Origin of the sequence: Winogradskyella epiphytica, from assembly GCF_003217215.1 — a bacterium.
GTDB classification, from domain to species: domain Bacteria; phylum Bacteroidota; class Bacteroidia; order Flavobacteriales; family Flavobacteriaceae; genus Winogradskyella; species Winogradskyella epiphytica.
Genome location: NZ_QJTD01000002.1, coordinates 806,331 through 826,206, shown reverse-complemented (window position 1 = coordinate 826,206; position 19,876 = coordinate 806,331). Strand labels below are relative to the sequence as shown.

Below are 19,876 nucleotides of genomic sequence, written 5' to 3'. Positions count from 1 at the left end.
ATGGATTTATGGTTTGTTGCTTTTTGCAGTCTTATTAATTAGTTATGTTCCTGCTTTCTTTGGTTTAATGCTTATAGATTCTTCGCTTCGCTCTGAAACTTGAGGTTCGACGTTGTCAATGACATCCTAACTTCGAATTGAATATTTCAATTATTAATTGAAATTCTAAACTGCTCCTCCTTTTAGTTAAAGGGAGGTGGCTAGCTTGACGAAGGAGAGCTAGACGGAGGGTTTGGGGTTAGTGATTAGTGATTGGTGATTAGTGATTGGTGATTAGTGATTGGTGATTAGTGATTGGTGATTAGTGATTGGTGATTAGTTGTTAGTGATTAGTTGTTCGTTGTTAGTGATTAGTAATTAGTTATTAGTGATTAGTTGTTAGTTGGTAGTGGACAGTTAGACGTGAAAGACTAAAAGTGAAAAGCTAAAAGGGCATGGATTTATGGTTTGTTGCTTTTTGCTGCCCTGTTACTTAGTTATGTTCCTGCTTTCTTCGGTCTAATACTTATAGATTCTTTGCTTCGCTCTGAAACTTGAGGTTCGACGTTGTCAATGACATCCTAACTTCGAATTGAATATTTCAATTATTAATTGAACCACTAAACTGCTCCTCCTTTTAGTTAAAGGGAGGTGGCTAGCTTGACGGAGGAGAGCTAGACGGAGGGTTTGGTGTTAGTGATTAGTGATTGGTGATTAGTGATTGGTGATTAGTGATTGGTGATTAGTGATTGGTGATTAGTGATTGGTGATTAGTTGTTAGTTTTTAGTTGGGAGTGGAAAGTTAGAAGTGAAAAGCTAAAAGTGACTGGATTTATGGTTTGTTGCTTTTTGCAGTCTTATTAATTAGTTATGTTCCTGCTTTCTTTGGTTTAATGCTTATAGATTCTTCGCTTCGCTCTGAAATCTTAGGTTCGACGTTGTCAATGACATCCTAACTTCGAATTGAATATTTCAATTATTAATTGAACCACTAAACAGCTCCTCCTTTTAGTTAAAGGGAGGTGGCTAGCTTGACGGAGGAGGGCTAGACGGAGGGTTTGGTGTTAGTTGTTAGTTGTTCGTTGTTAGTTTTTAGGGATTAGGGATTAGTTATTAGTGATTGGTGATTAGTTGTTAGTGATTAGTTGTTCGTTGTTAGTGATTAGTAATTAGTTATTAGTGATTAGTTGTTAGTTGGTAGTGGAGAGTTAGACGTGAAAAACTAAAAGTGAAAAGCTAAGAGTGCATGGATTTATGGTTTGTTTTTTGCAGTCTTATTAATTAGTTATGTTCCTGCTTTCTTTGGTCTAATGTTTATAGATTCTTTGCTTCGCTCTGAAACTTGAGGTTCGACGTTGTCAATGACATCCTAACTTCGAATTGAATTCACCAATTATTAATTGAAATACTAAACTGCTCCTCCTTTTAGTTAAAGGGAGGTGGCTAGCTTGATGGAGGGGTTAGTTGTTAGTTGTTAGGTGTTGGTAACTAGTGATTAGGGATTAGTGATTAGGGATTAGTTGTTAGTAATTAGTTATTAGTGAAAAGTTATTAGTGAAAAGTTTAAAGTGACTGGATTTATGGTTTATTGCTTTTCGCTGTCCTGTTACTTAGTTATGTTCCTGATTTCTTCGGTGTTAGGCTGTAGATTCTTCGCTTCGCTATGAAACCTGAGGTTCGACGTTGGTAATGACATCCTAACTTCGAATTGAATATTCCAATTATTAATTGAACCACTAAACTGCTCCTCCTTTTAGTTAAAGGGAGGTGGCTAGCTTGACGAAGGAGAGCTAGACGGAGGGTTTGTTGTTAGTTGTTAGTTGTTAGGGATTAGGGATTACTAATTAGTTGTTAGTTGTTAGTTGGTAGTGGAGAGTTAGACGTGAAAGACTAAAAGTGAAAAGCTAAAAGTGCATGGATTTATGGTTTGATGCTTTTTGCTGTTCTATTACTTAGTTATGTTCCTGCTTTCTTCGGTCTAATGCTTATAGATTCTTTGCTGCACTCAAAATAACAGTTGTGTTTCAGGTATTTAGACCTTAAGATTAAAAAGGAGACAAACTTCAAGGAACGCTAAAAAACATTTTGAACGGCTAAAAATTAAGTTTGCAAAGTCTTAATCCAGAAGAACATATATACCTAGATATTCTATACTCTAATGTTTTAGTATCTTTATGGAATTACTATATTTACCCAACTAAAAACATGTCTACTCTTGAGTAAAATAGATGACCAAGACTGGTTATACACCATTTCTTCCAAACGAAAATTAATAGATTTTAATTTCCAAGAGATTTGGCGTTATCGTGATTTGTTATTCTTGTTTGTAAAACGAGATGTCGTCACCGTTTATAAGCAAACGATACTTGGACCTTTATGGTATTTGATACAGCCGTTATTTACGGCATTGACCTTTACCTTGATTTTTAATAAAGTTGCTAATATAGAAACTGGAACCGTGCCTCCGTTCTTGTTTAACTTGGCTGGAGTTTCTATATGGAATTACTTTAATACCTGCTTAACTTCTACGAGTGATACTTTTAAAACCAATGCAGCCATATTTGGTAAGGTGTACTTTCCACGTATTATTGTGCCTTTATCTATTATCATTTCGAACTTGATGAAGTTCGGGATTCAATTACTCATATTTATAGCCTTTTATATCTTTTATTATTTCAACGGAGCTGCTATACATTTAACCTCTAGTGTTCTATTTTTTCCACTAATCGTTATGCTCATGGGGCTGCTAGGTTTAGGACTAGGAATGATTATTTCGAGTATGGTGACCAAGTATCGTGATTTGAAATTCTTAGTAGGTTTTGGCGTTCAGTTGCTTATGTATGTGTCGGCCGTTATGTATCCACTAGCCTTAATGCGAGAAAAATTACCAAAGATTGCCTGGGTGGTGGAGTACAATCCTTTAGCTTATATTATAGAAACTGCACGTTATATGTTGTTGGGCACTGGAACCTTTAGTTGGTTTGGGATAGTGTATACGGTGGGAGTTACGATAGCTGTTCTTATGTTGGGAATTGTAATTTTTAATCGGACTGAGAAGACTTTTATTGATACAGTTTGATTAGGTGGTAGATGGTAGTTGGTAGTTGGTAGTTGGTGGTTGGTAGTTGTTAGATGTTAGTTGTTAGATGGTGGTTGGTAGATGGTAGGCGGTAGTTGTTGGTAATTGGAGTTATAAATTTTTATTTATATGGAATCTATAAAAGCACATTTTAGTTTTGAAGATTTAAAGGTTTATCAGAAGTCTTTAGATTTCGTGGATGTGGTTTACGACTTGACTAAAGCATTTCCAACGCATGAACAATACAATTTATGTTCTCAGTTTAATAGAGCAGCGGTTTCTATATCTTTGAATATTGCAGAAGGTCATGGTGACTCGAATGCACAGTTTAACCGCTTTTTACAAATTGCAAGAAACTCGGTAAACGAATGCGTGGTTTGTAGTACTATTGCATTTAGACGTGGTTATATAGATAACGATACGCATGAGGAAAACCGTAATCTACTGTCTGAATTATCAAAAATGATTAGTGGATTAACAAAATATCTAAAGTCCAATAACTAAAAACTAAAGACTAACACCTAAAGACTAACACCTAATGACCATCCTTAAAGCCGAAAACATAAGCAAACAATACCGACTAGGCCTCGTAGGCACTGGTACTCTAAGTCACGATTTGAATAGATGGTGGGCGAGTATTCGTGGGAAGGAAGATCCGTATTTGAAGGTAGGTTCTGTGAATGATAGAAGTACGAAGGCCGATAGTGAGTATGTCTGGGCTTTGCGTGATATCAATTTTGAAGTGAAACAAGGGGAGGTATTAGGGATTATTGGTAAAAACGGCGCAGGGAAATCGACTTTACTGAAGATCTTATCACGTGTGACGATTCCGACTACAGGCGAAATAAAAACCAAAGGCCGTATTGCGTCTTTATTGGAAGTAGGGACTGGGTTTCATCCAGAGCTTACCGGACGTGAGAATATTTATTTGAATGGGGCTATTTTGGGCATGACCAAAGCCGAAATAAAAAGTAAGGAAGCGGAGATTATCGAATTTTCTGGTTGTGAGCGTTATATTGATACACCTGTTAAACGCTATAGCTCCGGTATGCGTGTGCGTTTGGCTTTTGCTGTAGCTGCATTTTTAGAGCCTGATATTTTAGTGATAGATGAGGTGCTTGCCGTTGGGGATGCCGAGTTTCAGAAAAAGGCGATTGGGAAAATGCAGGATATTAGTAGAGGCGATGGGCGAACGGTTTTGTTTGTGAGTCATAATATGGTATCTATTCTTAATTTATGCAGTCGTGTGATTTGTATGGAGCATGGGAAAATTATTGCTGATGGTCCAACAGAAGAAACCATTGATTTTTATTTAAATAATCAGCAAGATAAGATTGCAAATGAAAACTTTAAAAATATAGATTCTAATAAAGAAATAAGTGTTAAAGAATTTAATATTATGTCTAAAGTTAAAACAGGACATGTATTTAATTCTGAAATAATTATTCATTCTAAGATTGAAGTTCTAATACAAATAGCATTCACCATAAGTACAGCTGAGTCACAACCTATATACCAAATCTATTCTGGTCATGTAGGAGAAAGTTTTAAGATGAAAGTTGGGGATAATAAAGTGAAAATTGTAGTTGATTCTTTGCCTTTAGTTCACGGTAGCTATCTTGGAAACCTATGGGTTGGTACTTCTTCTTTAACTTATGATTTTCATAAAGAAGTTATTAACTTTGAAGTCCAAGAAGGAGCAATACGTTGTGATGGTCCTATTTCAAGTAAAAACGGGTATCCAATCATAGAAAATGCAAATTGGGAATTTTATGAATAAAAATATATATTATACACATAAGAGAGAACCGTTTTTTGAAATAGCAAATAGCTATATTTCAAAAGATTCAAGAGTTTTAGATATTGGTCCTGGTGTAGGATCTTTTCCAGAGTATTGCGAACGCGACGATTTTTATTTGTTTGAAGGGAATCCAGACACAGCAGATATACTGAAAAAGAACTATAAAAATGTTTTTTGTGGTTTATTGCCTAAGCTTCCATTTGATTCTAACTTTTTTGACGTTATTCATTGTAGTCATGTTGTAGAACATTTAGAGCCACAGATTTTTTACGAAACACTTGTAGAAATGGATCGTTGTTTGAAGGTTGGAGGATGTTTAGTGATTTCAGCTCCCCTTATGTGGAGTGGGTTTTATAATGATTTGTCACATGTTCGCCCGTATAACCCGAAAGTATATCGCAATTATTTGTGTGGAGAGCAGAAGAATTCTCGAACGCGTAACTTGATTTCTACTTCATATAAGCAGGAGGAATTAGTATACAGGTATATAGCTAGTGATAATGTAATCAATTATTATAACGCTAAAGGAGGTGCGTTAGTTGGGTATCTTGTAAAAGCTATAAATAAAATAAAGAACAAAGGTTTTTTATTTATGGAAAAAACAGGATATACAGTGGTTTTAAAAAAATATTAAAAGAATAAATTTATTATACAGATACTATTGTTTTTTATGTCGTAACTTTTTAAAAGGAAAGTTGCTTAATAATGTAAATTCCAGAAATAAAAACGGACACCAAAGGTGTCCGTTTTTTTGTTAGAGCTCTACTGCTATAACACATTCAGGATTTGTAAGGCATTAAAAGCTCCGTTTTTAAGCGGATACTGTAAATTGTTAATTTCCTGAAAGAAGGCCACTTTTAATAAGTAAAAGCTTTGCCCTGTTCCGGCAGCTGGTGCAGCAGGTGTTAGCGTTATTGTGGTTGATATACCATTAATCGCTAAGTTCTCCACATTGCTTATTTGCATATCCTTTTCTTGCGTCGCCAAATCCAGATTAAGAAAGCCTGCTGTAAACTCTACATGCGTTGCTCCTTCCGGGATAATTAGCTTTTGTGTGGGGATGAAATTGCTAATTACGATTTCTCCCGTAGCTGTGCTTAAGCTGTAATCGGATTGGAATACCTCTGAAAGACTCGATCTTCTGTTGAAATTAAATCCTATCAAAGGTATTTTACCGTCTGGTGTTAGTATGCCAACTGCTGCATTTCGCTGTCCTCTAGGTGAGGTGAGATCGAAGTTTTTAACTTGACTCATTACTTGAGTTACGCGCGATGCGAGTTTGTTGTCTTTTGCATTAGAGACCATGTCAATAATTGCGCGACGCAGTATTTTACCACTGGTTGCTGCATTGCCAAACTCGTTGTTGTTTTCACGAGTTCTTTCGAAGGCTGGATCAGATTTAAGTCGTGCTTTGTCTAAGCTTGATTTGGATCTGATGCCGTATCCATCTTCTGTCTTGTAAAAACTCACATCGTCGATGGAGCCTCTTACTTTAAATAGGCTTTTATATTTTGCCATAATTTTAAAATTTATGTATGCTATTTTGTTTTAATAAGCATACTGGTTCAACACTAAATTTTAATTGCTAAACAGCTGTTTCGAAAAGGTGCACTTAAGCATGAGCTCCTGCTTAAAAATTTCAGATGTCACAGCTGTTGTCACAATCATAAGGCTAAATTATGGCTGATTTTAGAATGCTGTTTTGGTTTTGGTTGTTTTGGGTTGTTATTGTTTAAAGTTGTTTTAAATTTCTGTTTTCTAGTGATTTGAAGGTTTTTGGTGTTATGGTTTAGTATGGTTGTTTTTAATGTTTTTTAATGTTTTTTAATGTTTTTGGCGGTTTTGGTGCTTTTTTATGTTTTTAGTGTTTTCTGTTTTTGTAGAAGTTAGATACGGAGTTAGTACGGAGTTAGTACGGAGTTAGTACGGAGTAAGTACGGAGTAAGTACGGAGTTTGAACACCCCTTTCTTTGCCTTCGTTTCACTATGGCAAATTCTGCCCATGCGCCAGCTCGCTCCTTCGCTAAAATAGTCCACTGGACTATTTTTTAACGCTTGGTCGTCCTTTTTTTTAAAAGAGGGGAGTTGGGAATGGGTTTCGACTGGGTGCAACCCGACGATTGATTACTTTGGTACGCTTCGCTTTATTAATATAATAATCTTCTTATTTTTGTAGGGAAAACCCTGTTAACGTTAATGTTTAAGAAAAACCATCCGTTTTGATATTATAAGCCGTATTACATGTAGATAGTTAGTTTTTTTAACACAAAATGAAACAAATATGCATATACCCTAAAGAAGTCACTATTATTTTAGGTAAGTCCCAATCCGACGCACAAACCCTATTTCGTATCATGAAGGATGTTTATAATAAAAAGAAATATTAGGCTGTTACTATACGTGAGTTTTGTGAGTATATGGCATTACCCTTTGATGATGGTTTTGTTATTAGTAGTTCAACTCATGTTTTATCGATTATATTAAAGCATTTGTCTGATAAAACTGATAATTATTTATATTATAAATCTTACAAATAAAACCGTCTCATCGAATATAAGAGCGCTTTAAGCCTTTTTTGTTAATTTCCTTATAACTTTAAGTCATTAATTAATTTTTCTATAATACCCTCAAAATCATGAAATTAAAACTTTTTATCAATTCTTTAACTGATAACGACATCATCGGATCCTTGCAAGACAAGCACTGCTTGTATTATGGTAAGACAATACTTTTAATGGCACAAGCTATATTGTTATCATTTTATACAATTATTAAATAGTAGTAAAATTGTAAGAAATAAGATATTTATTGTTCAGAACTTTTAATAACGTTTAATGTTTTAGAACTGTTATGGACTGATAACCAGTTAGATTTGTATGAATTAAACTATTAAAATCAGATAATTATGGAAGTATTAACAAGTAAAAATCAGCACAGCGTCTTTAAATTATTATTAACACATGAAACAAATATGCATATACCCTAAAGAGGTTGCCATTATTTTAGGTAAGTCCCAAACCTATGCACAAACCCTACTTCGTACCATGAGGGATGTTTATAAAAAAAAGAAACATCAGGCTGTTACTATACGTGAGTTTTGTGAATATATGGCTCTGCCCTTCGACGATGTTTTTAATATGGTAAATGGCATTGAAAAACGGTCTTAGTGCCGATGATTACCTGCTTAGCTTGCCTAATTACTCTCCATGTATGTCGTTGTAATTTGTCGACTCCTTTTGTTTAACTCCGTTTTGATTGCTTTAATAACGATCAAAGGCCTTGTCTTCTTTCTTTTTTATTCACTTACCACTCTTATTTTATCCTTTCTTTGATTTTATTGGCTGTATTTCTTATGGCTTTGTATCTTAGTAGCGTAAATTCTACTGATGCCAGAACAAACACTTGTTTCTATTATTATCCCTACTTATAACCGCGCGCATTTAATTGGTGAGACGTTGGATTCTGTATTGGCACAAACCTACACCAATTGGGAATGTATTGTGGTGGATGATGGGAGTACAGACTCAACTACTAGCGTTCTAACAGAATACGCTCAAAACGATAAGCGAATAAAACTTTTTAAAAGACCTGACACAAAACCTAAAGGTGCCAACGCCTGTAGAAATATAGGTTTAAATAAAGCACAAGGTGATTATGTTGTTTTTTTTGATAGTGATGACTTAATGACTGAAAATCATTTGGAGATTAAAGTTGATGCTATCCAAAAATTTAATTGTGATTATATTATAACAAAAACACAATATTTTAATTACACTAATGAAGTCATCAATAGGTATTATAAATTTGATGAATTTTCCATTACGCTGCATAATTATTTAACAAAAAAATTAAACTGGTTAACTTTAGATGTTTGTATAAAAAGTTCAATCGCAAAAACTATAACTTTTAACGAGAATTTACAGTCTGGACAAGAGTATAATTATTTTAGTAAATTGATACAGCAATCAAACTGTGCTGAATTTGTTAATAAGGTTGTGTCGTTACGACGACATCATGATAGTTCGATCCGGTCGAACTTGAAAACCAATTTATTAAAGAATGAAAGTTCTTTTAGAGTAAATTGGTTTACCTATATGGATTTAAAGTTTACAGCTGAAAAACAAGAATTGGATTTTCTTTTAGTCAATTGTATTGCGAATGTATATGCTTTGAGACTTATCCCAATTTCGAATACAACTAAATTTTTAAAAGAAATTTTTAGTATGTACGGTTTTCAAGGCTGCTATTTCGTTTTAATGTTACTATTAATGAAATACAGTAATAAAGGCTATTATTTTCGAAATAAATTAGTGCAGAAAAGAGCAGATTAATCTGTTATACATAAAATGATATAATCTTGTGTTTGTTCCAGTAGCTTATAATACCTTATTCCTTATTTTAGTCCATTAAACGGATATTATGTCAACGCAATCTTTAGTTTCTATCATCATGCCAGTTTACAATCGTGCAAACTTAATAGCCGATACTTTAGATTCTATTAAAGCGCAAAGTTATCTTAATTGGGAATGCTTAATTATAGATGATGGTAGTACAGATAAAACCGAGAATGTCGTGGTTAACTATAGACATCTTGACAAAAGAATAAAATTTTATAAAAGATCTGACGCCAAACCCAAAGGTGCCAACGCCTGTAGAAATATAGGTTTAAATAAAGCTCAAGGTGATTATGTTGTTTTTTTTGATAGTGATGATTTAATGACTGAAAACCATTTGGAAGTTAAAGTTAATGCCATTAAGAAATTTAATTGTGATTATGTGATTACTCGAACGGAATACTTCAACCATACGTCAGTAAAACTTAAGGATTATTATAATTTCGAAGATTTCAAAATATCAAAATATAATTATGTCGCTCAGAACATTAATTGGTTGACATTAGATGTTTGTATTAAACGAGATATAGCAACTCGTATAAGATTTAATGAAGCTTTACAATCTGGACAAGAGTATAATTATTTTTCTATTTTAGTGCATTATTCAACCCATGCTTTTTTTGTAGATAAGGTTGTTAGCTTACGGAGACATCACACGGATTCTATACGAGGACGTATAGATAATGAGCAAAAGTTGCTTTCAGGCGCTTTTAAATCAAAATGGTTAACTTATTTGGATTTAAAAGAAATTGCCGAAAAGGAAACACGGATTTTTCTGATAAAAAAGTGTCTTTTTTACATGGCCAAAGGTCGAAATACGAGCTATGCACCTAAAAAAAGTATTTTTATAAAGGCGCTATTTAGTGAGTTACATGTTAAAGCCTTCTATTTTTTTCCCATGTGGTTAAGTTTTAAGGTTAGCGAGGATAAAGGTTATTTTTTCTATAGAAAGCTAATTGGTCATAGTGTTTAAAGTTTGACATAAAATGTTAAATTAGTATCCTTTAAAAAATATAATTTTATAAAAAACACCCATTGCGTTGAAAGAAAATCCATTAGTTTCTATTATTATACCTACCTATAATCGTGCTCAATTGATAGGAGAAACTTTAGATTCAGTAGTTTCTCAATGCTATCAAAACTGGGAGTGCATTGTTGTAGATGATGGTAGTGAAGATAGAACCGAAGCGGTTATAATGGGTTATGTAAACCAAGATAATCGATTCAAGTTCTTTAAACGTCCAGATGCTCATAAGCCTGGCGGCAATGGTGCCAGAAATTATGGGTTTTTAAAAAGCACTGGTGATTTTATAAATTGGTTTGATAGTGATGATGTTATGGCTCCAGACTTTATTGCTACTAAAATGCAGTGTTTTATTAAAGAGGCTGATACAGACGTCGTTTTTTCCGCATTTGAAAATGTTAATAAAATGGGTAAACGAACCCGTATAGCCAATAAGAGTTTTAGCGGTGACATACTTAACGACTTGGTAAATGGAGACGTGTCTTTTGGGCCTTATTCTTATATGTTACGAAGAAACCAAATAGCAAACATTCGCTTTGATGAATCTTTAAAAAAAAACCAAGATCTCGATTTTTTCTTTCGGTTTTTTACAGCATCTAATTCATTAAAAATTGTCCATGTTAACAAGATACTTTTTACTGTAAAAACTCATGACGGTTCCATGAGCTATCGGTCGGATATGGATATTTTAAAAATGGCTTCCATTTATCAAGTATATCTTATGGTTTTGAATTATTTTGCGGCACAAAAGCACACAAAAGGTATTAATAGATATAAAAAACACTGTTTAAATAGTTTAAAAGTAATGCTAAGAAATGGTCACTATCAAGAGGTTGTTAAACGATTGCTTGCTTTTCCATATTTAAGCATAGGCCAAAAGCTTTATTTAATGGGCTGTACTGTTTCTCAATTTTTAATAAAGCGCGGTGCTAACCAATTTGTTGTAATTGATTCGTAAAATATCATAAACCACTTTAAAAGTGATTGACTAAACGAGTATCATTAGATTTTTTTTTTTTAACAAAAACACGCAACCTAAAAACTGAATTGATGTCATTTAATCTCAAAAAAAAACTACAAACCTATATTAAGGATCGCATAAAGGAAATTGGTATAAATCAACAAAAAAGCGAGCAAGTTGTGTTGGATTATGCTCATATAAGCAGATTGTTCCCAGAGCCTAATTTTATTCCATTTACCGACTGGTCTATTTCGCCAAGTGTTATTTTGCACATTTTAAATGATATTGTCATTAATAAACGACAGCATATCATTGAATTTGGGTCTGGAGCGTCAACACTATATATTGCCCAATTAATAAGAACTTTAAATTTACCTGCTCAACTCTATTCCGTAGAATCTAGTGAAGAATGGTTATCTAAGATGTAAATGGATGTTTCACGTCATGGTCTTGAAGATATAGTTACGTTCATTCACGCGCCAATGACGGCTGTTCCAAATGATTTGAAAATTCTGAATCAAGAACTTTGGTATGATTCGGCAAAAATAGCGACTGCCCTACAGGATGAGCAAAAGTTTGATTTGATTATTGTAGATGGTCCTTTTGGAGGCAGCACACCATTTGCGCGTTATTCCGCAATACCTTTTCTTGAAAATAGATTATCCAATACATACGGCGTGTTTCTGGATGACGCACAAAGGGAAGATGAACTTCAAATTTCTGAACGTTGGGCTCAAATACTAAAAATCAAACCTCAATTTATGGAGAGATATACTTATTTTAGGAGTAACAAGTCTTTCGATACGTTACCCTTTATGATTTCAAACTTTTAAATAATTTATTAGAATAGCCGATCAATACTGTTTTTTTTTAAACAATAATATCACTTAATGATATTGACTTCAATTAATAGGTCTCATTTTAAAACCGGTCAGATTTTATTTCTGCTTTAATACAAATTTTCTCTTGTGAATAAATATTTAGTTTCCATAATCATCCCCACGTATAACCGAGCACATATAATTGGTGAAACTCTTGATTCAATTATTGCACAAACCTATAGTAATTGGGAATGTATTATAGTTGATGACGGAAGTACTGATACTACAGAACAACTTCTTAAGGATTATATGGCTAATGAAAGTCGGTTTCAATACTACAAACGTCCAGACACACATTTGCCTGGTGGTAATGGCGCTCGTAATTATGGATTTAAATTAAGTAAAGGTGATTATATTCAGTGGTTTGATAGTGATGATCTGATGGTTCCAGAAAAGTTAGCGTTAGAAGCCAAGGCTTTGGCTGAAAATGATGTTGACTTTGTTGTTAGTAAAACCAAGTACTTCAATAAAAAAAATAATTCTTTTTTTAATTATGACTTTAAAGCTTCAGATGTTACATTTGAAAGATATGCTATAGATTATATTAGATGGCATACCCCAGATTTAATGGTAAAACGATCCGTTATTGAAACTATTCAATTCAATGAACTCATGACAGCAGGACAAGAGCATAACTTTAATTGTAAGCTCTTATTGAAAACTACTAATTTATTTTATTTAGATGTTTTTTTAACCTTAAGAAGATACACGACAAGTTCCATCCAAGGACAGCGTGATCAATCCACTGAAATTCATCTAAAGAAAATGTTCGAATCAAATTGGCATAATTATATGGATATAAAAGATCAAGCCAATTCATCCAAATTTAATAGATACTCCTTATTGCAATGTGTGCATTGTTATTTGCAACTAAACAATAACATAGATTTACCGAAGGGCTTTACGGACGAATTAAAGAGTGTTTTTCCCAAACACTATTATTATTATTATATAGCAAAGATTTCGAATTCTATTTCTGGAAAGTATTATAAGTTTTATGAGTTGATGAAACAAAATGAAGTTTTTAATACTTATGGTTTAAAGAAAATTTAAAACTTTTAATTTTTATTGATGTTATTATGTTTGTTAGAGTTAATTAATTAGAAGAGGTTAGGCGTGTAACGGCATTCGACATGTACAGCATATATTAAAGTATAAGAATAAGCTGAGTATCTTAGTTATTTTGAATATTTTTGAATCTCATTTTTATTCAAGAATCTACTATCACAAAAAGTAATATGATTCATTTCTTATACAACTATTTTTTAACTCGAAAACCTCTAAAGAAGGCTAATCGGGTAAACCATTGGTTACATTGGCAGCTTTATAAATATTTAAAAGTCAATTTAGTTGCTCACTATAAGACCGTGTCTATAAATTCTTTGGAAGTGGATGACGCTAGTACTATTATAGTAAGCTTAACTTCCTTTCCTGGAAGAATAGATGTGGTTTATTTAGCCATACGCAGTATTCTAAATCAAACGCTAAAACCTAAAAAGATTGTATTGTGGCTAGGTAAAGATCAGTTTCCGTTAGGTGAAGAAGAATTGCCACAGGCCTTATTAGAATTGATACCCTTAGGTTTGGATATTGAATTTTGTGAAGATATTGGGGCACATACTAAGTATTATTATGCCTTTCAAAAATATCCAGATAATTTAATTGTGACTGTAGATGATGATATTATCTACCCTACGCAGATGTTGTCCCGATTAATGGAAACCCATCACAAACACCCGCATTGCGTGGTGGCTAATCGCATTCGTTATATGGAAATAAAGGATCATCACATAAAACCTTACCGCCAATGGAAAATTAACATTGTGGGTAGTAGCAATCCTTCAAAAATGTTGTTTGCAACAGGTGTTGGTGGTGTGTTATACCAACCTCGTTTTTTTCAAGATTCATTTTTTGATTTAGAAGGTATAAAAAAGACTAATTGTATAGGTGATGATGTATGGTTAAAAGCAGGCCAAATAGCAAGTGGTATTCCAGTCGTATTTACTGATTTTTATTTCGAACAGTTTCTTGAAATTCCTGAATCTCAAAAAGAAACCTTATTCTCAAAAAATGTCTTTGATAACGATAATGATCGACAAGTTAAAGAAGTTTTTGAGTACTTTGGAATCACAGAAAAATCTTTCGACTAGAGAATGAAATGTGGTCAATTGTATTTAAAACATATGTGAACTAATAAAGTGTAATTGTATGCGACCTTCATTTTATGAATCTAAAATGATAATCGATAGTACAAAAATGAGAATTTAAAGTTTCAATTTTAAACAACCTTTACAAAAGTCCTAAAATATATTATCTTCGATTACTATATAGAATGAAAACAACAAGAGTACCAATTATTCCTAAAAAACAAACCTTTGCTAAGGTGGATGCACCTCATGCGATAGATTTTAAGGCCATTTGTGTTTTTGCAGCCACGGGATTTTTTTTGGAAGACGATAGTTTTTTTAAGGATGAAAAGATCTTGCAACCAGGAACCGAATATGTTTTGAATGCTAATGGACAGATACAAGAGCAAAATTCATTTTTTAAATGGTATTCAAAACCTCGAGATATTTCTTTTAAAACAGCACTAGCCGAGTTCACTGATTTATTTGAAATGATTGTAAAGGAACAAACGGGAAATAACCGAGTTTTATTACCCTTATCTGGTGGTTTGGATAGCAGGACTCAAGCTGTTGCTTTAAAACATTTAAAAGCCGATGTGCACAGTTATTCTTATTCGTTTAAAGATGGCTTTAAAGAACATAAGATAAGCGAGTTGATGGCTAAAGCCTGTGCGTTTCCTTTTGATCCTTTTATTATTCCATCCCATTATTTATGGGAGGTTTTAGATGATGCGGCTGCAATTAATAATTGTTATTCAGAGTTTACACACCCTAGGCAAATGGCAGTTTTAAAAGAGTTTAAAGCTATGGAAGGCGAATTCTCTTTAGGTCATTGGGGCGATGTGTTTTTTGATCGTGGTATTGCGGAGCAAGATGCTCATTTAACGGAATTGGACCTTATTTATAAAAAAGTGATTAAGAAAGGTGGCTTGGCTGTAGCCAGTGCCCTATGGAAGTCCTGGGATTTGGATGGTGATTTTGAAAGTTATTTAAAAATGCGTATTCAAAAGTTATTAAACCAAATAGATATTGATGACAAAGGAGCTAAAATACGTGCCTTTAAGAGTTTGTATTGGGCGCCACGCTGGACTAGTGTTAGTTTGTCGTTTTTTCAGGAAGCCCAGCCTGTTAATTTGCCGTATTATGATGATCGTATGTGTCAGTTTATTTGCGAAATACCGGAGCAGTACTTAGCGGATCGGAAATTACAGATAGAGTATATCAAAAATAGAGATGCAACATTAGCGCGCATTCCTTGGCAAGAACAGATGCCTTTTAATTTGTATAATTATGAAAACAACAAGTTGCCTTATAATTTGCCTTATCGTATTAAAAATAAAATAAGTAGAAAGATGAATGCGATTGCTGGAAAAAAGTATATTCAGCGAAATTGGGAGTTGCAGTTTTTAGGAGAAAGCAATGATGAAAATTTACGCAGTTATTTATACGATGCTTCTTTTTTAGAGTTTGTTGATCAGGAGGTGATCGATAGTATGTATAATAAGTTTAAAGCTGAAGATCCTGTGTTTTATTCCCATGCCGTAAGCATGCTTTTAACCTTATCTGTTTGGAATTCTAAGTTTAATAAGTCTTAAATGGTGAGAAATCCCATTAGCAATAAATGTGTTGATTATATGATAAGCGTTATTATTCCAATTTATAATGGTGCGCCGTTTATTGAGAATGCGTATAAAACTTTAATTGATCAGAATATAGGGGTACTTGAAATAATTTTTGTTGATAATAACTCTCTGGATAACTCTGTAGCTATTATTACGAGTATTCAAGCAAAAGACGACCGCGTACGTTTATATAGAGAACCCGTGCAAGGGGCGGCATCGGCTAGAAATGCGGGGTTAGAACAAGCCAAAGGTGAGTTTGTTTATTTTTTTGATGTGGATGATGAGTTGTTTGAAAATGCCTTAAATAGCTTATTAGAAGTGCTTAAAATAGATTCTAGTTTAGATAGTGTTCATGGTAATACTATCAAATCTAACATGAAGCTAAGGGAGACGAAAGTTAGTCTTAAGGATACTTATAAATTAACGGTACCAGAATATCATTATTGGGGTATTCGATGGATGAATTATGGAACTTTACCTGGTACGCCGAGTTTTTTACACAGAAGATCAGTTTTTGATAAAATAGGTTGTTTCAATCCACTTTTAAAGCTAGGAGAAGATGCTGCATTTCATGTTAAATTGGGGATGGAATGTAAGGTTGCTCATTTAGATAAAAAAATATTACTTTATTACAGACATGACTCTTCTACTGTAAGCGCTCAAAATAAAAAAGCGCTGTCAAGGGAATTTACCTATTGGGAACCTCTAATTCATGAGCATATTCCCTATCTATTAGAAAATGAGGTACCATTAGCATTTAAAAAAGAAGTTCTAATTAGAGCTTATGGTTATATACCTAAAATGCTAAGTGTTACAGTAGGCTATTCTCAAAGAAAATTGCTTAAAAAAAAGCTACTAAAAGACATTCAACCTTTAGGAATCCCAGTTATTACTAGTTTGTTTATTCATTTAACAATAGTAACAGGAAGTAGGAATTTGTATAAATTTTATGCTTACTATGTATTGAAGTATTATATGCGGTATATTGTAAAATGATATAAGGCATGTGCACTGTTTTTGAGAAGAAAAACTTAATAAATACAGCGAAAATTTAAAACCAAGTAAAAGCATATATGTGTGGATTTTTAGTCGAATATAATTTATCAACTCAAACCGACCTAAACAAGGATCACTTCTTAGATTTATTGTCCTTATCACGCAAGCGGGGTCCTGATAGCAGTGGCTATATGTTTATTTCGCCTAATGTGCAAATGGGATTTAATAGATTGGCCATTCAGGATGTTTCAGCCGCTGGAGATCAACCTATGCAAAGTGCTAATAAGAAATTCACGATCGTTTTTAATGGCGAAATATATAACCATTTTGACCTGCGAAAAAGACTCAATTACAACAATTTTAGTGGACATAGCGATACGGAAACTATTGTGGCTTGTTTGGAGGCTTGGGGAGTAGAGAAAACCATAAAAGCTCTAAATGGCATGTTTGCTATGGTCATATTTAATCATCAAACTTTAGAGTTAAGTTTGGTTCGAGATTTTGCAGGCATCAAACCTTTGTTTTATGGATGGGATGGTAAGGCATTAGTAGTAGCAAGTCAGTACGACCAAATAAGAGGACACGCTTTATATTCTAGTAAATCTATTAATTCGCAGGTTTTAAAACTCTATTTAGAACAACACTTTATGCCTGCACCTTTTGGACTTTATGAAGATACGTTTCAAGTTTTGCCAGGTGAGATCATTACGTTTAGTAGTGAAGGTGTAAAAACCCATCAACGCTATTGGGAACTGCCAGTCAACCAATCTTCATTTATAACAGATTCTTCTGAAGCCGAATACTATATTGAAACCGTATTGGATAAGGTTGTAGAACGGCAACTGCTTTCGGATGTTCCTGTAGGTGCTTTTTTGTCGGGAGGTGTTGATTCCACTTTAATAGGAACTTCTATAAAGAAATACCATAAAAACACTCAATTATTCACCATAGGTTCTGATAGTAAGATACATGACGAATCTGAACGCGCTCAACAGTTTGCTGAAGCTTTAGATCTGCAACAAACTGTTTGGAATTTGGACGCTAAAGAGATGCTGTCTTATTGGGATGAGGCTATGAATGCGTTGCATGAGCCCATGGCCGATTTTAGTATTTTACCAACCTATTTAGTTTCTAAATTAGCAAAGAAGCAAGTTTCTGTTGCTTTAAGTGGTGATGGCGGTGACGAATTGTTTTTTGGCTATGAACGGTTTTGGAGTGTTGGTAAAAACATTCGCTTTCAGCATTATCCTAGTTTAATACGTAAGGGCTTATATGGTTTTGATAAGTATGCCAGCGGAAATAAAAACTTAAATGCGGTGCTTTTAGCTTCAAGTCAGGCAAGCGCACAACAAGGCTTACATTCTAGGTTTAGAAAAGAATGGTTGGATGCCTTAGCACCTCAATTAGCAGCTGTATCCTTGCCGGAAAGCTACCAAGTGTATAGTTACGAGAACTCAGGGGATATAAGAACCTTATTGCAGCATATGCGGCATGCTGAGTTTTATGGGATGATGCAAAAAACCTTGAGAAAGGTAGATTTGGCCAGTATGGAAAACAGTTTGGAAGTACGCGTGCCTTTTTTGGATAAACAGATGATTGAGGCGAGTTTACAAATAGATCCCTTGTTGAGTTACGGTAAAAACAAAAGTAAGCAAGTGTTAAAGCAGGTATTACATAAACGGATTCCATCTGTACCAATGGAAACTGTAAAAAAGGGCTTCTCTATACCTTTGAGTGGCTGGCTTCGTGAAGATTTAAAAACGTTATTTACAGAGCGTTTGTTGGATGCAGACTTAACAAGTTTTGGTTTTGAACGCCATGCCATAGAACAGATGCTACAGCGACATGCTGATAAGAAGCAGGATTTTAAATGGCCTTTATTTACTTTATATGCTTTAGTGAAATGATTAAAATTTTATTTACTATTCCCAATTTTGATACTGCTGGTAGTGGTAGAGCCTTATTGCAGGTGGCAAAACGACTAGATCCAAAACGCTTTGAGGTGCATATTGCTTGTATGCACAATCGTGGTACGTTTTTTAAAACGGTAGAAGAGTCTGGTATTCCTATTCATATTATTCAATATACCACGCCCATGAAGCCCTATTTAAAAGGTATAAAGGCCTGTTATGATATTAGTAGGAAATTAAAAGCCATCGCACCAGATATTATCCATAGCATGCATTATGCAGCAGATTACTCAGAACCTTTAGCGGCAAAAATGGCGGGTATTACATGGGTTTATACTAAAAAAAATATGAATTGGGGAGGCGCTTCAAAAAACGCCTGGTTGGTAAGAACATTTTTAGCTAGTGCTATTGCGGTTCAAAATACCGATATGCTTCAGGAGTTTTTTAAGAATTCGAAGAAAACGACTTTAATTCCGCGTGGCGTTGATGTTGCCGTTTTTAAACCTGTAATTCGGAATGAAGATTTAGTTAAGCACTGGCAATTAGATTCCAAACAGCGTATTGTGATGTGTGTGGCTAATTTAGTACCAGTAAAAGGTATTGAAGTACTTTTGCAAGCATTTCAATTGGTTTGTGAACAGCTAGATGATTGGATTTTAATGCTTGTAGGAGATGCTACAAGTGATTATGGTCTTGAAATGATTAAATTAACCCAGACATTAGGTTTGAAAAATCGGGTGTTATTTTGTGGTAAACAAGGGCGTATTCAAGATTATTTAAGTTTAGCTGAACTATTTGTTTTGCCAACATTGGGCAGCGGTGAAGGCTCTCCGGTGTCTTTATTGGAAGCCATGGCTGCGGGTAAAAATGTTTTAGGGGCGGCTGTTTCTGGCATAAAAGATCAATTGCAACCATTTCCAGAGCATTTGGTTGTAGCTGGAAATGTTGCTTCTTGGGGAAAAGCGTTGTTAGCGTGTTGTTCTAAAACAAGAGCGGAAAATATACAAATAGGAAACAGGTTTAGGGATTATGTCGTGCAGAATTACCATATAGACAAAGAAGTAGCTACCTGTCAGGAATTATATCTCAAACTCACCAATTAA

At 34.1% G+C, this 19,876-nt stretch carries 17 protein-coding genes; 16 read left to right on the top strand and 1 reads right to left on the bottom strand.

Annotation, left to right across the window (positions count from 1 at the left end; translation table 11 throughout):
• The first annotated feature begins 2,194 nt into the window (after positions 1–2,194).
• The 4 genes from DFQ11_RS08910 to DFQ11_RS08895 all read left to right on the top strand — a co-directional run bounded on the left by DFQ11_RS08910 (position 2,195) and on the right by DFQ11_RS08895 (position 5,493).
• On the top strand, positions 2,195–3,058 hold the full coding sequence (locus DFQ11_RS08910) for an ABC transporter permease (protein WP_110475500.1): 864 nt from the start codon (positions 2,195–2,197) through the stop codon (positions 3,056–3,058).
• Positions 3,059–3,187: 129 nt separating this feature from the next.
• Positions 3,188–3,562 (top strand): four helix bundle protein, encoded by a 375-nt coding sequence (locus tag DFQ11_RS08905; RefSeq protein WP_110475499.1) that lies wholly within the window; start codon positions 3,188–3,190, stop codon positions 3,560–3,562.
• Between the two features lie 34 nt (positions 3,563–3,596).
• Complete coding sequence (locus tag DFQ11_RS08900) at positions 3,597–4,838, top strand: ABC transporter ATP-binding protein (RefSeq protein WP_110475498.1); 1,242 nt, start codon at positions 3,597–3,599, stop codon at positions 4,836–4,838.
• Positions 4,831–5,493 carry a class I SAM-dependent methyltransferase gene (locus tag DFQ11_RS08895; RefSeq protein ID WP_158524996.1) on the top strand — a complete coding sequence of 221 codons (663 nt, stop codon included), beginning with the start codon at positions 4,831–4,833 and terminating at the stop codon, positions 5,491–5,493. Before DFQ11_RS08900 ends, DFQ11_RS08895 begins: the two co-directional genes overlap by 8 nt.
• A 134-nt stretch (positions 5,494–5,627) precedes the next feature.
• Here DFQ11_RS08895 and DFQ11_RS08890 read toward each other — a convergent pair whose 3' ends face one another.
• Positions 5,628–6,377, bottom strand: a complete 750-nt coding sequence (locus DFQ11_RS08890; protein ID WP_110475496.1) for a hypothetical protein — start codon at positions 6,375–6,377, stop codon at positions 5,628–5,630.
• A gap of 1,442 nt (positions 6,378–7,819) precedes the next feature.
• Here DFQ11_RS08890 and DFQ11_RS08885 point away from each other — a divergent pair.
• The 12 genes from DFQ11_RS08885 to DFQ11_RS08830 all read left to right on the top strand — a co-directional run bounded on the left by DFQ11_RS08885 (position 7,820) and on the right by DFQ11_RS08830 (position 19,876).
• Complete coding sequence (locus tag DFQ11_RS08885) at positions 7,820–8,026, top strand: hypothetical protein (protein WP_110475495.1); 207 nt, start codon at positions 7,820–7,822, stop codon at positions 8,024–8,026.
• Between the two features lie 219 nt (positions 8,027–8,245).
• Positions 8,246–9,190 carry a glycosyltransferase family 2 protein gene (locus DFQ11_RS08880; RefSeq protein WP_110475494.1) on the top strand — a complete coding sequence of 315 codons (945 nt, stop codon included), beginning with the start codon at positions 8,246–8,248 and terminating at the stop codon, positions 9,188–9,190.
• Between the two features lie 88 nt (positions 9,191–9,278).
• Positions 9,279–10,226 carry a glycosyltransferase family 2 protein gene (locus tag DFQ11_RS08875; RefSeq protein WP_110475493.1) on the top strand — a complete coding sequence of 316 codons (948 nt, stop codon included), beginning with the start codon at positions 9,279–9,281 and terminating at the stop codon, positions 10,224–10,226.
• Positions 10,227–10,293: 67 nt separating this feature from the next.
• A complete protein-coding gene (locus DFQ11_RS08870) occupies positions 10,294–11,235 on the top strand; it encodes a glycosyltransferase family 2 protein (protein WP_158524995.1) in 942 nt (313 codons plus the stop codon).
• A gap of 92 nt (positions 11,236–11,327) precedes the next feature.
• Positions 11,328–11,666, top strand: coding sequence for a hypothetical protein (locus tag DFQ11_RS08865; RefSeq protein ID WP_146221516.1), 339 nt, complete (start codon positions 11,328–11,330; stop codon positions 11,664–11,666).
• Complete coding sequence (locus DFQ11_RS08860; protein ID WP_110475490.1) at positions 11,667–12,071, top strand: hypothetical protein; 405 nt, start codon at positions 11,667–11,669, stop codon at positions 12,069–12,071. It begins immediately after the preceding gene.
• Between the two features lie 135 nt (positions 12,072–12,206).
• Positions 12,207–13,172 (top strand): glycosyltransferase family 2 protein, encoded by a 966-nt coding sequence (locus DFQ11_RS08855; RefSeq protein WP_110475489.1) that lies wholly within the window; start codon positions 12,207–12,209, stop codon positions 13,170–13,172.
• A gap of 185 nt (positions 13,173–13,357) precedes the next feature.
• A complete protein-coding gene (locus tag DFQ11_RS08850; RefSeq protein ID WP_146221515.1) occupies positions 13,358–14,269 on the top strand; it encodes a glycosyltransferase in 912 nt (303 codons plus the stop codon).
• Between the two features lie 182 nt (positions 14,270–14,451).
• Positions 14,452–15,840: an asparagine synthase-related protein gene (locus DFQ11_RS08845; RefSeq protein ID WP_110475487.1), complete on the top strand. Its 1,389-nt coding sequence runs from the start codon at positions 14,452–14,454 to the stop codon at positions 15,838–15,840.
• 39 nt (positions 15,841–15,879) lie between these two features.
• Entirely contained in the window at positions 15,880–16,863 is a 984-nt protein-coding gene (locus DFQ11_RS08840) for a glycosyltransferase family 2 protein (protein WP_158524994.1), read from the top strand.
• Positions 16,864–16,940: 77 nt separating this feature from the next.
• On the top strand, positions 16,941–18,770 hold the full coding sequence (gene asnB, locus DFQ11_RS08835; protein WP_110475485.1) for an asparagine synthase (glutamine-hydrolyzing): 1,830 nt from the start codon (positions 16,941–16,943) through the stop codon (positions 18,768–18,770).
• A complete protein-coding gene (locus DFQ11_RS08830) occupies positions 18,767–19,876 on the top strand; it encodes a glycosyltransferase (RefSeq protein WP_158524993.1) in 1,110 nt (369 codons plus the stop codon). Before asnB ends, DFQ11_RS08830 begins: the two co-directional genes overlap by 4 nt.

Bases quoted from the DNA above. Each gene is read 5' to 3' on its own strand.
- DFQ11_RS08905 (WP_110475499.1), top strand. From the start codon at position 3,188: ATGGAATCTATAAAAGCACATTTTAGTTTTGAAGATTTAAAGGTTTAT.
- DFQ11_RS08900 (WP_110475498.1), top strand. From the start codon at position 3,597: ATGACCATCCTTAAAGCCGAAAACATAAGCAAACAATACCGACTAGGC.
- DFQ11_RS08895 (WP_158524996.1), top strand. From the start codon at position 4,831: ATGAATAAAAATATATATTATACACATAAGAGAGAACCGTTTTTTGAA.
- DFQ11_RS08890 (WP_110475496.1), bottom strand. From the start codon at position 6,377: ATGGCAAAATATAAAAGCCTATTTAAAGTAAGAGGCTCCATCGACGAT.
- DFQ11_RS08885 (WP_110475495.1), top strand. From the start codon at position 7,820: ATGAAACAAATATGCATATACCCTAAAGAGGTTGCCATTATTTTAGGT.
- DFQ11_RS08880 (WP_110475494.1), top strand. From the start codon at position 8,246: ATGCCAGAACAAACACTTGTTTCTATTATTATCCCTACTTATAACCGC.
- DFQ11_RS08875 (WP_110475493.1), top strand. From the start codon at position 9,279: ATGTCAACGCAATCTTTAGTTTCTATCATCATGCCAGTTTACAATCGT.
- DFQ11_RS08865 (WP_146221516.1), top strand. From the start codon at position 11,328: ATGTCATTTAATCTCAAAAAAAAACTACAAACCTATATTAAGGATCGC.
- DFQ11_RS08860 (WP_110475490.1), top strand. From the start codon at position 11,667: ATGGATGTTTCACGTCATGGTCTTGAAGATATAGTTACGTTCATTCAC.
- DFQ11_RS08850 (WP_146221515.1), top strand. From the start codon at position 13,358: ATGATTCATTTCTTATACAACTATTTTTTAACTCGAAAACCTCTAAAG.
- DFQ11_RS08845 (WP_110475487.1), top strand. From the start codon at position 14,452: ATGAAAACAACAAGAGTACCAATTATTCCTAAAAAACAAACCTTTGCT.
- DFQ11_RS08840 (WP_158524994.1), top strand. From the start codon at position 15,880: ATGATAAGCGTTATTATTCCAATTTATAATGGTGCGCCGTTTATTGAG.
- asnB (WP_110475485.1), top strand. From the start codon at position 16,941: ATGTGTGGATTTTTAGTCGAATATAATTTATCAACTCAAACCGACCTA.
- DFQ11_RS08830 (WP_158524993.1), top strand. From the start codon at position 18,767: ATGATTAAAATTTTATTTACTATTCCCAATTTTGATACTGCTGGTAGT.